The organism is Bradyrhizobium sp., from assembly GCF_016462955.1.
Classification (GTDB): domain Bacteria; phylum Pseudomonadota; class Alphaproteobacteria; order Rhizobiales; family Xanthobacteraceae; genus Bradyrhizobium.
This window is the reverse complement of sequence record NZ_JAEMSD010000182.1, coordinates 1-11,969: the sequence shown is the minus strand read 5'-3', so window position 1 is coordinate 11,969 and position 11,969 is coordinate 1. Positions and strand designations below refer to the sequence as shown.

Sequence of the window (11,969 nt, the reverse complement as noted above, 5' to 3'; positions counted from 1 at the left end):
CTCCGAGGATCTTCGCGCCGCGCGCAGTCGCCGCCTCGTAGCTTTCGAGCACCAGCGCGCCGGCGCCTTCGGCCATCACGAAACCGTCGCGGTTCTTGGAGAAGGGGCGAGAGGCCGCCCGCGGCGGCTCGTTCTGGGTCGACAGGGCCGACAGCAGCGAGAAGCGCACCAGCGCTTCCGGGTTCACGGTGCCGTCGGTCGCAACGCACAGCGCAGCATCGGTCTCGCCACGGCGGATCGCCTCGACGCCCAGCTGGATCGAGGTGGCTCCGGACGCGCATGCCGTGGACAGCGAGATCGGCGAGCCCTTGGTGCCGAAGGTCTCGGCGAGATGGGCGGCAACCGAGCCGAACATGAAGCGATGATGATAGGCGCTGTACTTGCCGCCGCCGGAAATGCGCAGCAGGTCGTCATAGGTGATGTCCTGCTGGCCGACGGCGCGACCGAGCTCGCGACGCTGCGGCCATTCGACCTCGACCGGCGCGACCGCGAGGAAAAGCGGACCCGGGAAATCGGCCTTGGCGCCGATGCCGGCCTGCTCCAGCGCTTCCTCCGTCACCAGCTCGGCCATCCGCTCGGACAGTGCGGTGGACGAGAACGGATCGACGGCGACGAAATCGACCGTGCCGGCCATCGTGGTCTTGAGGCCGTCGACCGGAAAACGCGTGATGGTGCGGATGCCGGATTCGCCGGCGACGAGCTTCGCCCAATTGTCGGACTTGCCGGCACCGAGCGAGGTCATGATGCCCATGCCGGTGACGACGACGACGGGACGCCCGAGTTTGTCGCGTGGTGCAGTCATGTCGATCCCCGCTTGAGCTAACTAAACCGCCTCGACCAGCGCCATGCCTTCGCCGCGCCAGTGTCCGGCCCCCACCACCACGATCTGGGTGGGCGCGCCTTGCATTTCAATCTCGGTCCCCGTGGAATCATTCGGCGGGAACAGCGCGCCGCGCGAGATCGACAGTGCGGCGAGCGCAATTCCGAGCGGGAATTGCGTTTCCATGGCGTGGCCGAACATCGTACCGGTCGAGCGCACCGGAAAGTCGCGGTGGCCCTTCAGGAAGTCGCGCTCTTCCGAGGTCGCCGGCTCCGCACCGGTCGCCCCGGTGATGATCGCGCCCTTGCCCTCGCGCTTCGGCAGCTCGGTCCACAGCTTCTCCAGTGTCGCGGCCATATCGCCGGGCTGCTTGCGCTTGGCGAGGTCGGCGACGACGCTCGACAGTCTTGCGAACGGCTTTGCGCCGCGCGCTTGCGCGTGCGTCTTCGACTCCAGCACCAGGAAAGCGCCGGCCGAGCCGAGCGCGAAACCCGGATGATCCTTGCGCGCCCACACGGGAGCGAACTTGTCCTTCAAATTGAAGTCGCCGAATTCGTAGAGGACGAGCAGGTCCTTGCGCTCGCCATTGTGCGAGCCGCCGACCAGCGCGATGTCGCTCTCGCCCGAGGCGATGCGCGCGAGCGCGATGCGGGCGGCATCGGCGCCGGCGACCTCCTCACCCATGAAGGTGCGCGAGGTGCCCCCGAGGCCGTGCACGATGGCGATGTTGCCGGCGAGCAGGTTGGAGAGCTGGGCCAGGAACAGCGTTGGCCTGAGATCGCTCATCAGCCGCTCGTTGAGGAAGCCTGGCGCGTTGGCGCCCTTGGCCTCGGCGGTGAGAATCCCGGTGTCGACGTTGAGATCGCGCTCCCCGCCGCCGGCGGCGACCACCATGTCGATCTTCGAGAGAATGTCCTTGTTGCCCTTGATGCCGGCCGAGTCGAGCGCAAGGCCGGCGGCATAGGTGCCGATGCGCTGCCAGGCTTCCATCTGACGCTGGTCGCCCTTCTTCGGAATCTGGCTGTCGAAGCTGACGGGCATCAGCGGATGCACGACGTGGGGCGCAAAGCCCTTCTCGTCGACATTGATGCGCTTCTCCTGGAGCGCGGCCCAGTTGGCATCGAGGCCTTCGCCCAGCGAGGTCGCGAGTCCAATACCGGTGATCCAGACTTCCGTCTGGCCGGGCTTCGAAGCAGTGTCAGTCATGGCGATACGACCTGTTGCGGAAAGCCGACGCGCTCGGCGATCTTCGCCATGTGTCCGCGCATATCCGCATTGGGGAAGGGAATCAGCGTGAAGGTCAGCGCCGAATTGGCGCGCAGCTTGCCGCCGACCCTGATCTTGGCCTCGGTCATGGCATAGCCGGAGCCTTCATGGGCGAGGCTCGCCTCGATGCTCATGAGATCGCCCGGAAACACCGAGCCGCGCACCTTGGCCTCCTTGACGGCGGCCAGGATCGGCATGCGCTCGAACTTGAACACGCCGAGCTGAAGCCAGCCGGAGGCCTGCGCCATCGATTCGATCAGGAGCACGCCGGGCATCAAGGGGTAGCCCGGGAAGTGCCCCTCGAAGATGGTGCTTTCCTGCGGGACCCGGGCTTCGACGACGATCGTCTTCTCGTCGACCTTGAGGTCGACGATGCGATCGATCATGTGGAAGTATTCGAGTTGCATGACTGCGCCCTTAGGCGCTCGCGCCCTTGGCCGCAACCAGTTCGTCGATGCGGGCGCACAGATTCTTCAGCACGAAATACTGCTCGGTGGTCGCCTTGCCGTCATTGACCTCCTGAGTCCACTTTTCCAGCGGCAGCTTGATGCCGAACTGCTTGTCGATCGCGAAGGCGATATCGAGGAAATCGAGGCTGTCGATGCCGAGATCGTCGATGGCATGGCTATCCGGCGTGATCGTGTCGCGCGGGATGTCGCAGGTTTCAGCGATGATCGTGGCGACCTGATCGAATGTGGAAGACATCACTAAGCCTTTGATATTTTGCGGGTATTTTCGGGTTTCCAGAGTGGCACGGTGGGTGGGCATCGCGCCCCTGATGACGCCCTCAAACCCCCCTCTGGCCGGGTCGAAAGCCCGTATATCGGAGCGCCGCCCCGAGTTCAATGGAGCCGGACAGCCCCGGGGGCGGGGCTGGGGACGCCGGCCAGAGCCCTTTTCCGAAGACCCGGGCGCCGGCCGCGCCTAGATGTGCGGCGTCGTGATCTTGGCGCAGTCGCGGCGGCCCATCAGCACGCAATCCTGGGTCCGGCGCAGGTCGGCGATGTTGACCGCGAGCCAGATCCCGATCGCGGTCAGCGCGATGGTGAAGGCCAGTGCCGCGATGTTGGCGAGCATGCGCTGGCGGTAATTGTCGGGTTCGATGCGGGGCTGCTCGTAGCGCGACAGGTCCAGCCGTTCGGGCGCGGCGCGGAGCGGTTGCACGGTGCCGCTGCCGCGCTGGACCGTCGGGGAAGCCGGGGTGCGCGGCCTGAACTGGAGCACCCGGTGCTCGTCATCAGAGCTTATGGGCCGCTGGTTGTTCATCGGGCGGGATCACTCAGAAGCGGCTATCTAGATAGCATATGTGAGGTGCGCGTAGAAGAAAATCTTCTCAATGCCCGCGTGCATGTGTGCACTTGCACTATTTCGCGTGGCGGGAGCGTTTCGGGAACTGCCACCGTGCATTTCGTCGCCGCGGGGGCCATGGCATAGTCAGGGAATCCGAGCCATCAGCGGCAACCCGTCAGGACCCTTCGACATGACCAATACGCGTGAGCCGCGAGTGCATCCCGTTTCGATCCTGTCGCTGCGGCCGACGCAGATGACTGTCGGCATGCGCGAGGTCAAGGAGAAGCGCAGGCGCTGGCGCGAGCACGACAAGACCAAGCAGGCCGACCTGCTCGGCAAGCACATGATCCCGGTCGTCTACGGCCCCGACGCACGCTACTACGTGATCGACCATCATCATCTCGGCCGCGCTCTGCACGACGAAGGCGTCAAGAAGGTGCTGGTGACCGTCGTTGGCGACCTCAGGATGGTGGAGCGCGAGGCTTTCTGGGGCGTCATGGACAACAAGCGCTGGGTTTACCCTTACGACGCCAAGGGCGAGCGGCGGTCGTTCCGCGACCTGCCGAAATCGGTCGCCGACCTCAAGGATGATCCGTTCCGCAGCCTTGCCGGTGAATTGCGCCGCATGGGCGGCTTTGCCAAGGACACCACACCGTTCTCCGAATTCCTGTGGGCTGACTTTCTGCGCCGGCAGATCTCGCGCAAGGCGGTGGAGGCCGATTTCGACAAGGCGCTCGAGACGGCAATGGCCGCGGCCAGAAGCAAGGCCGCGATCTATCTGCCTGGCTGGTGCGGCCCAGAGGACGACGATTAGGGACCTTGATTAGGGGGCTTGCGCCCTGCGAGCACGAGCAATCGCAAGGCATCACAGTCTCTTGAGCGACATCATTTTTCGTCGCCGTGAAGCGGTCCTGAAACACAGGCGTCCCATTTCTATGGGCTATCGAGCCCACACAGGAGGCCGAAATGCGCCGTCTGGTTTTCACCGTTGCCGTGCTCGCCGTCGCCGTAGCAGGAATTTCGGCATCCTTTGCCGCAGTTCACCACGCCAAGACATCGACATTTGCGGAGCGCTTTGCGCCTGCGCTCGAATTGATGGCAAAGCGCTAGCGGCCCGCTCGTCTGGTCACGCTTGATCTTCCGCAATTGGCTGCGGCTGACGGCGGCTATTGTCCGGCTGCATGATGACCCAAGCCGCGTTGCGCCTCGATGTCGAGGGCGGAGCGGTTGAAGGTCATGCCGACCGGAGACATGGCCGTGAGCATCATCTTCCGCATCCTCTTCATCATCGCCGGCGCGATCACTGCGCTGTTCGTTGCGCGGGATGCGCTGAATTTCACAATTATCCAGACTTTCGTCGCCGTGCTGCTCGTCACCGCCGTCGTCGGTGGCGGGAGCCTCTGGAGCCTGCGGCGGAAGACGTGAGCGAGCTGGAAGGCGGCAGCCTTTCCGGGCTGAGCGAAGCCGAGGCCCGGCGGCGGCTGCAACAGGACGGTTTCAACGAACTGCCGCGAACGGAACGGCGCACGCCGCTGCGCATCGTTCTCGAGGTGTTGCGCGAGCCGATGCTCTCGCTCCTTCTGTGCGGTGGAATCGTCTATCTCCTGCTGGGCGATTTCCGCGAGGCAGTGCTGCTCCTGGCGTTCGGTCTCATCTCCGTCGTGATCACCATCGTGCAGGAGACACGCACCGAACGGGTGCTGGAGGCATTGCGGGAGCTGACCAGCCCGCGCGCGCTGGTGGTCAGGGACGGGGAGCGCCGGCGGATCGCCGGCCGTGACGTTGTCCGTGGCGATCTCCTGGTCCTCTCCGAGGGAGATCGGGTCCCGGCAGATGCGGTGCTCGTCAGCGCGCGGGATCTTGCCGCCGACGAATCGCTGCTGACCGGCGAGTCGGTTCCGGTGCGCAAGCAGCTCGCCAACACACAGGCTGCGGACGCCTCCCTGGCCGATCATCGTCCGGGCGGCGATGACCAGCCCTTCGTGTATTCGGGCTCGCTCGTCGTGCGCGGCGAGGGCCTCGCCAGGGTCGAGGCCACCGGTCCCCGCAGCGAGATCGGCAAGATCGGACTGTCGCTGCATGGCTTGCAGCCGGAGCGGCCGCGGCTCCAGCAGCAGACCGCGCGGCTGGTACGGCTTTGCTTTGTCGGCGGCGTGGCGATCAGCCTCGCGGCTGTCCTGCTATACGGAACGTTGCGCGGAGATTGGCTGCAGGCGTTGCTCGGAGGCATCGCAATCGGCATGTCCATGCTTCCCGAGGAGTTTGCCGTCGTCCTCACGGTGTTCATGGCCATGGGCGCCTGGCGCATCTCGAAGGCGCGGGTGCTGACGCGGCGCGCCGCCGCGATCGAGGTGCTCGGCTCCGCCACGGTGCTGTGCACGGACAAGACCGGCACGCTGACGCAGAACCGGATGTCGGTCGCGGCGCTGAGATTGCACGACGGCACAAGCGTGCGCCCCGCAGCCTCGCAGGTGGCTCCCGTCGGAGCAGAGTTCTTCGAGCTGGCGCGCTGCAGCGTGCTGGCGAGCTCGCCCGAACCGTTCGATCCGATGGAGAAGGCGTTGCACGCCTTCGCGCAGGCCGCTGTGCCCGATGGCGAAGCCGCTGATGCTCGCACGCTGGTACGCAGCTACGGTCTGCGGCCCGAGCTGCTGGCGATGACGCAGGTCTGGCGATCGCCGCACCGCCCCGGGTATTTCGCTGCGGCGAAAGGTGCCCCCGAGGCGATTGCGCAGCTTTGCAAGCTGGACGATGCCAACCACGAGGCGATGCGCGATGCCGTCGCCGCGATGGCGAAGGACGGTCTTCGCGTCCTCGGCGTCGCCGCCGCAAGTCATGACGGCGAGAACCTGCCGTCCTCCCAGGACGGCTTCGCGTTTCGCTTCATCGGTCTCGTCGCTCTCGCCGATCCGCTTCGCCCGGGCGTGCCGGAGGCGGTGGCCGAATGCCGCTCGGCCGGCATCCGGGTCGTCATGATCACAGGCGACTATCCCGCGACCGCCCTGGCAATCGCCGGGCAGGCCGGGCTCGACGTCAAGGAGGTCGTCACCGGCGAGCAAATCAGGCTCGCGTCCGACAGCGAGCTCGAGGCACTCGTCGGAAACGTGACCGTCTTCGCGCGGGTTCTGCCGGAGCAGAAGCTGCGGATCGTTCAGGCGCTGAAGCGCTGCGGCGAGATCGTTGCGATGACCGGCGACGGCGTCAACGATGCGCCGTCCTTGAAGGCTGCCCATATCGGGATCGCGATGGGCGGCCGCGGCACCGACGTCGCTCGCGAGGCGTCATCCATCGTGCTGCTCGACGACGATTTCAGCTCCATCGTGGCATCCATCCGCCTGGGACGCCGGATCTACGACAATCTGCGCAAGGCGATGGCCTTCATTTTCGCCGTCCACGTTCCGATCGCCGGTTTGGCCCTGTTGCCGCTGGTATTCGGGTTGCCCGTCATCCTCGGCCCCGTTCACATTGCGCTTCTGGAACTGATCATCGACCCGGTCTGCTCGCTTGTGTTCGAAGCCGAGCGGGAGGAGCGCGACGTCATGAAGCGACCGCCGCGGCGTGCCGATGCGGCGCTGTTCTCCTGGCCCCTGATCGCCTGGAGCGTCCTGCAGGGCGCCATGGCCTTCGCCTTGATCGCAGCGATCTTCGTCGGAGCGCTCCGTTCCGGCGTTCCATCCGATGAAGCGCGCGCGCTCGCATTCATCGCGCTCGTCATCTGCGTCGCTACGCTGGTACTGGTCAACCGCTCCTTCAGCGCATCCTTCTTGTCCGCCTTCTTCCGTCCGAATCCGGCGTTGCTCTGGATAGCCGTAGCGATCGCGTCCATTCTGGCGGCTGCTCTGCTGTGGCCGCGAGCGTCCAGCCTGTTTCGGTTCGGTCCGTTGCATCCGGACGATCTGGCGATCACGCTCGGCGCGGGATTCTTGTTGCTGACCGTGCTCGAATTGCTGAAGCCGATCTGGGCACGACGGCTGCGATTCTGAAGCGCGATGATATTTGGACGGATCGTCATCGCGCTTCAGGTTTTGCTTGCGCATGATCCTTCCGGAAAGGCGTTCGCGCTTTTCCAGATCATGCTTTAGCCGCTCTGCCGGTGATCCATCCTCGGCGGAGTTTCCACCTGGTGCGGATCTTCCTTGCCGCCAAGCATGCGATGCAGCCGGCGCTCGAGGCGGCGGCCGATCGTGAGCAGAACGAAAGTGAAGGCCAGTGCGGTCAGCACGATCTTCCATTGCCCTGCGCCACAGGTGATGCCGAGACAGGCGGCGAGAAAGGTGCAGGCCGCGCTGGTCAGGCCGCGCACGCGAAAACGGTCGCTCTCGTGAACGATGACGCCGGCCCCGAGGAAGCCGATGCCGGTCAGGACGCCCTGGATCACGCGGCTCGTCGCATCGGTGATCTTGCCGGGGTCGCCGAAGGGCACCGCGAGCAGGACGACGGTTGCGGTGGAGAGTCCGACGATGCCGAGCGTCTTCAGCCCGATCGGCTTGCCATGCAGGTCGCGGTTGAGGCCGATCGCGCTGCCGGCGAGCGTCGCTGTGCCGAGGCGCAGCAAAATTTCGGGCCAATCGAGCTCGGTCATGGCGTGACTGTCATTTCTTCGGCAGGCGTCCCATCAGGTAGAACTCCTCGTTCGGCCGCATGCCCGTGACATTCGCCATCCGGTTCGACAGCGCGAAGAAAGCGGCGATCGCGGCGATGTCCCAGATGTCGTCGTCGCTGAAGCCGTGCGGCTGCAGCGCTGCGAAATCATCTTCCGAAATCCGCTGCGCGTCGGTCGAAACCTTCATGGCGAAATCGAGCATCGCCTTCTGCCGCGGCGTGATGTCGGCCTTGCGGTAGTTCACCGCGATCTGGTCGGCGATCACAGGGTTCTTGGCGCGGATGCGCAGGATCGCGCCATGTGCGATCACGCAATATTGGCACTGGTTCGCGGCCGACGTCGACACCACGATCATCTCGCGCTCGGCCTTGCTGAGGCCGCCGTCCTTCTCCATCAGCGCATCGTGATAGGCGAAGAAGGCGCGGAACTCGTCGGGGCGATAGGCCAATGTGAGGAAGACGTTGGGCACGAAGCCGCTCTTCTCCTGCACGGCGAGAAGCCGCGTGCGGATGTCGTCGGGCAGCGTGTCGAGGGCGGGAGCGGGGAAGCGTTGCGCGGCTGTCTTTGTCATGGGCATGGATTCCGGCTTTTAGGCTGGAAACCATAGTCGATGCGGGTGGCGGGCTCAACGTAGGACGATGGGGGCTGTGCCACACACTCGCTGTCATCGCCCGATTTAATCGGGCGATCCAGTATTCCAGAGGCGTTAGTGATTGAGCCGAGGAGCTGCAGCGTACTGGATGCCCCGGTCAAGCCGGGGCATGACAGCGGAATTCGTGGGGGCGGTGTCCGTCCCTTACCGCAGCGGCTTCTTCAGCAGCGAGAAGCGGTCGGGATCGAGGCCCATCGACGGCTGCAGCATCGGGGCCTCGATGCTGGACACCGTCTTCGCCGCCGGCGCCGAGAACACCGGGTCGTTGGGCACGTCGCGCTGCGAGGTGGCGCCGCGCCAGCGTTCGAGCACCGCGCTGACGAAATGCATGTCGTGGCCGGAGGTGACCGACGGCACGCTCGAGATGGTGGCCTCCCCACGCGGCAGTTGATGCGGCGGCACCTCCTTGAAGCGCAGGCGTGTCGGCAGGGCGACGCCTTCGCCGAAAGCCAGCACTTCACGCGTGCCGAGCGAGGGGACGAAGGAGAGCAGGTTCGCTGCAGCGTCCGACACCGCGGCGCGCAGCAGCGCCTGGTCGCGGTCGTTGGCGAGGCGCATCGTGAACAGCGTGTTGCACTGGGAGATGATGGTGGCGTCGAGCTCTGCGGGGCGCTGGGTGATCAGGCCGAGATAGACGCCGTATTTGCGTCCCTCCTTGGCGATGCGCGACACCGCCTTGCGGGTCGGCCCGAAGCCGACGTTGCGGTCGGCGGAGGCATAGCGATGCGCTTCCTCGCAGACGAACAGCAGCGGCGAGACGCCGTCGCTCCACAGGCCGAAATCGAACGCCATCCGGCACAGCACCGAGACCACGGAATCGATCACCTCGGCCGGGAAGCCGGCGAGTTGCATCACCGTCATCGGCTTGCCGTTGGCGGGCAGGCGGAACAGATGGCTGATGACCTCGGCCATGGTGTCGCCGCCGACATTGGCGTTGTCGAACATGAAGGCGTAGCGCGGGTCGTTGCGCACGGCTTCGATGCGTGAGATCAGCTTGTGATAGATGATGCGGGAGGAGCGGTTCTCGAGCTTGCCCATGCGCTCGTCGATCAGCGACAGCAGGTCGACGAGGCGATAGGGCACCGGCGTGTCGACGGTATAGCCGATCTGCTTGGGGTCGATGCGCTTCAGGCCGATTCGGTCGGCGTTCTGATACTGGGTGTAGACGCCCTTGGCGAGCGGGATCACCTCGGCGAGGATGTCCAGCTCCTCGGGCACCCCGGCGCGGCCGCCGAACAGCACGTCGACGATTTCCTCGAAGTTGAACAGCCAGAACGGCAGCTTCAGGTTCCGCGGGTTGAGCACCAGCGCGCGATCGCCGAAGCAGCGACCATATTCGTTGTGAACGTCGAGCAGGAAGATGCGCAGGTTCGGCCGCGCCTTCAGGATCTCGTTGAGCAGCAGCGACACGCCGGTCGACTTGCCGACGCCGGTCGAGCCCAGCACGGCGAAGTGCTTGGACAGCATTTCCTCGACGTCGACATAGGCGACGACGGAGCGGTCCTGCTGGAGGAAGCCGACATTGATCTGGTCCGAGCCGGTGGGCGCGTAAATCGTGCGCAGCTCCTGGCTGGTGATCAGGTCGACGGCATCGCCGATGGTTGGATAATTGGTGACGCCGCGCTGGAATTTGGCCTTGTCCGCGGCATTGAGGATTTCGCCGAGCAGGTCGACCGATGCGATCGCGATGTAGGCGTCGGAGCTCGACAAATTCTCGCAGGACACCTCTGTGATCATCGCAACGATGACCGAGCTGGCGCAACGAATGCTGACGAAGCGGCCGACGGTCGCCCGCACCTCCGAGATCGGCATCTGGCTTGCGGCCAATAGCCCGACCCGGGCGAGCGATCCGCGAACCGAAATCACGCGTCCAAAGGATGTCACAATGAATGAACCTGGCCAGACCGAGGGATTTGCCCCGACTATGCGCGGCCGTCGCTGCACAAACGGTTAAGCAGCAAGCGCGGCCGGTTCGTTAAATCCCCGACAATTCGGCCGGCAGCTTTGTTCGGATGGCATCGTTTTGGGCAGAAAATGCGGGAAAGTGATGCAATCCCCGGGCCTTGGAGCCGGGGGCAATCAAGGAAAATTTTACCATGCGGCCAGCCAACGCCGTCATTCGGGCGTCGGCGTCGGCAGCCTCGTCACCGCCACCAAGACCCTGGATTTTGTTGACGAGACCTAATCATTTGTACATTAGTGCAAATGGAAAGGCGGCCTCGGCGCCGCCTTCGGATGTGTGAGCGCGTTGCCGTTTCGGCGTCCGATCCCGCGATCGACCCCGGGGGATCGCTCGCCATGCCCTGGAGGAAACATGCAGCCCGAAACGATCCTCGATCTCGCTCATCTCGGCCACATGGAGCTGCTGACCCCGAAGCCCGACGAGAGCCTGACATTCTTCGTCGATGTCATGGGCATGACCGTCAGCGGACGACAGGGCGAGTCGGTGTACTTGCGCGGCTGGGATGATTACGAGCGCTATTCGCTCAAGCTGACGGCGTCGAAGCGCTCGGGCATGGGCCACATGGCGCTGCGCGCGCGCAGCCAGCAGGCGCTGGAGCGTCGCGTCGCCGCCCTGAAAGGATCCGGCTTCGACATCGGCTGGATCGACGGCGACATGGGGCAGGGGCCGACCTTCCGCTGCCACGACCCCGATGGCCATATCGTCGAGCTCTATTACGAGACCGAATGGTATCAGGCGCCGCCGGAGCTGAAGCCTGCGCTGAAGAACCAGGCCCAGCGCTTTCCCGCGCGCGGCGTCAACGTGCGTCGCCTCGATCACCTCAATTGCCTCGCCGTCGATATCAAGGCCAACCGCGAGTTCTTCGAGCATTACCTCGGCTGCCGGCTCACCGAGCAGATCGTGCTCAACGACGGGAGGGAAGCGGCGATGTGGCTGACGATGTCGAACAAGAGCTACGACTTCGCCTATTCACTCGACCATTCCGGCGTGCCGGGCCGCTTCCATCACGTCACCTACGCACTCGACAGCCGCGAGGAGATTCTGCGCGCCGCCGACATCTTCCTCGAAAATGGCGTGCATATCGAGACCGGGCCACACAAGCACGCGATCCAGCAGACCTTCTTCCTCTACGTCTACGAGCCCGGCGGCAACCGCGTCGAAGTCGCCAATGCCGGCGCGCGCCTCATCCTCGCGCCCGACTGGAAGCCGATCGTGTGGACCGAGGAGGAGCGCAAGAAGGGCCAGGCCTGGGGACTGAAGACGATCGAGTCCTTCCACACCCACGGCACGCCGCCGGTGGAGATGAAGCACGGCTAAAGGAGGATGAGATTGGGTTGAATCAAGCCGCCGCGGGCTCGGTGCACCTCTCCCGCTT

At 64.9% G+C, this 11,969-nt stretch carries 13 protein-coding genes; 5 read left to right on the top strand and 8 right to left on the bottom strand.

Annotation, left to right across the window (positions count from 1 at the left end; genetic code table 11):
- From JHD07_RS19265 to JHD07_RS19245, 5 genes are all read right to left on the bottom strand, one after another.
- Positions 1 to 802: beta-ketoacyl synthase N-terminal-like domain-containing protein (locus tag JHD07_RS19265; protein ID WP_291624728.1), on the bottom strand; the 802-nt coding region annotated here is incomplete at its 3' end.
- A gap of 21 nt (positions 803 to 823) precedes the next feature.
- The gene (locus tag JHD07_RS19260) at positions 824 to 2,026 is read right to left on the bottom strand and encodes a beta-ketoacyl-ACP synthase (protein WP_291624727.1); all 1,203 of its coding nucleotides are present in this window, start codon (positions 2,024 to 2,026) and stop codon (positions 824 to 826) included.
- On the bottom strand, positions 2,023 to 2,493 hold the full coding sequence (locus JHD07_RS19255) for a 3-hydroxyacyl-ACP dehydratase FabZ family protein (protein WP_291624726.1): 471 nt from the start codon (positions 2,491 to 2,493) through the stop codon (positions 2,023 to 2,025). The genes JHD07_RS19260 and JHD07_RS19255 overlap by 4 nt, the downstream gene beginning before the upstream one ends.
- A gap of 10 nt (positions 2,494 to 2,503) precedes the next feature.
- Positions 2,504 to 2,791: an acyl carrier protein gene (locus JHD07_RS19250; RefSeq protein WP_007592476.1), complete on the bottom strand. Its 288-nt coding sequence runs from the start codon at positions 2,789 to 2,791 to the stop codon at positions 2,504 to 2,506.
- 219 nt (positions 2,792 to 3,010) lie between these two features.
- A complete protein-coding gene (locus JHD07_RS19245; RefSeq protein ID WP_291624725.1) occupies positions 3,011 to 3,352 on the bottom strand; it encodes a hypothetical protein in 342 nt (113 codons plus the stop codon).
- A 214-nt stretch (positions 3,353 to 3,566) separates the two neighbouring features.
- On the opposite strand from JHD07_RS19245, the gene JHD07_RS19240 reads away from it, so the two are divergent.
- The 4 genes from JHD07_RS19240 (at position 3,567) to JHD07_RS19225 (ending at position 7,359) form a co-directional block, all read left to right on the top strand.
- Positions 3,567 to 4,190 carry a ParB-like protein gene (locus JHD07_RS19240; RefSeq protein ID WP_291624724.1) on the top strand — a complete coding sequence of 208 codons (624 nt, stop codon included), beginning with the start codon at positions 3,567 to 3,569 and terminating at the stop codon, positions 4,188 to 4,190.
- Between the two features lie 152 nt (positions 4,191 to 4,342).
- Positions 4,343 to 4,486 (top strand): hypothetical protein, encoded by a 144-nt coding sequence (locus tag JHD07_RS19235; protein WP_291624723.1) that lies wholly within the window; start codon positions 4,343 to 4,345, stop codon positions 4,484 to 4,486.
- 147 nt (positions 4,487 to 4,633) lie between these two features.
- On the top strand, positions 4,634 to 4,801 hold the full coding sequence (locus tag JHD07_RS19230) for a hypothetical protein (protein ID WP_291624722.1): 168 nt from the start codon (positions 4,634 to 4,636) through the stop codon (positions 4,799 to 4,801).
- Positions 4,798 to 7,359 (top strand): cation-translocating P-type ATPase, encoded by a 2,562-nt coding sequence (locus JHD07_RS19225; RefSeq protein ID WP_291624721.1) that lies wholly within the window; start codon positions 4,798 to 4,800, stop codon positions 7,357 to 7,359. The genes JHD07_RS19230 and JHD07_RS19225 overlap by 4 nt, the downstream gene beginning before the upstream one ends.
- 95 nt (positions 7,360 to 7,454) lie before the next feature.
- Here JHD07_RS19225 and JHD07_RS19220 read toward each other — a convergent pair whose 3' ends face one another.
- From JHD07_RS19220 to JHD07_RS19210, 3 genes are all read right to left on the bottom strand, one after another.
- On the bottom strand, positions 7,455 to 7,958 hold the full coding sequence (locus JHD07_RS19220) for an MgtC/SapB family protein (protein WP_291624720.1): 504 nt from the start codon (positions 7,956 to 7,958) through the stop codon (positions 7,455 to 7,457).
- A gap of 10 nt (positions 7,959 to 7,968) precedes the next feature.
- Complete coding sequence (locus tag JHD07_RS19215; RefSeq protein ID WP_291624719.1) at positions 7,969 to 8,550, bottom strand: peroxidase-related enzyme; 582 nt, start codon at positions 8,548 to 8,550, stop codon at positions 7,969 to 7,971.
- A 225-nt stretch (positions 8,551 to 8,775) separates the two neighbouring features.
- On the bottom strand, positions 8,776 to 10,515 hold the full coding sequence (locus JHD07_RS19210; RefSeq protein ID WP_291624718.1) for a DUF87 domain-containing protein: 1,740 nt from the start codon (positions 10,513 to 10,515) through the stop codon (positions 8,776 to 8,778).
- A 430-nt stretch (positions 10,516 to 10,945) separates the two neighbouring features.
- On the opposite strand from JHD07_RS19210, the gene JHD07_RS19205 reads away from it, so the two are divergent.
- Positions 10,946 to 11,911, top strand: a complete 966-nt coding sequence (locus tag JHD07_RS19205) for a catechol 2,3-dioxygenase (protein WP_291624717.1) — start codon at positions 10,946 to 10,948, stop codon at positions 11,909 to 11,911.
- Positions 11,912 to 11,969: the final 58 nt, after the last annotated feature.

Bases quoted from the DNA above. Each gene is read 5' to 3' on its own strand.
- JHD07_RS19260 (WP_291624727.1), bottom strand. From the start codon at position 2,026: ATGACTGACACTGCTTCGAAGCCCGGCCAGACGGAAGTCTGGATCACC.
- JHD07_RS19255 (WP_291624726.1), bottom strand. From the start codon at position 2,493: ATGCAACTCGAATACTTCCACATGATCGATCGCATCGTCGACCTCAAG.
- JHD07_RS19250 (WP_007592476.1), bottom strand. From the start codon at position 2,791: ATGTCTTCCACATTCGATCAGGTCGCCACGATCATCGCTGAAACCTGC.
- JHD07_RS19245 (WP_291624725.1), bottom strand. From the start codon at position 3,352: ATGAACAACCAGCGGCCCATAAGCTCTGATGACGAGCACCGGGTGCTC.
- JHD07_RS19240 (WP_291624724.1), top strand. From the start codon at position 3,567: ATGACCAATACGCGTGAGCCGCGAGTGCATCCCGTTTCGATCCTGTCG.
- JHD07_RS19235 (WP_291624723.1), top strand. From the start codon at position 4,343: ATGCGCCGTCTGGTTTTCACCGTTGCCGTGCTCGCCGTCGCCGTAGCA.
- JHD07_RS19220 (WP_291624720.1), bottom strand. From the start codon at position 7,958: ATGACCGAGCTCGATTGGCCCGAAATTTTGCTGCGCCTCGGCACAGCG.
- JHD07_RS19215 (WP_291624719.1), bottom strand. From the start codon at position 8,550: ATGACAAAGACAGCCGCGCAACGCTTCCCCGCTCCCGCCCTCGACACG.
- JHD07_RS19205 (WP_291624717.1), top strand. From the start codon at position 10,946: ATGCAGCCCGAAACGATCCTCGATCTCGCTCATCTCGGCCACATGGAG.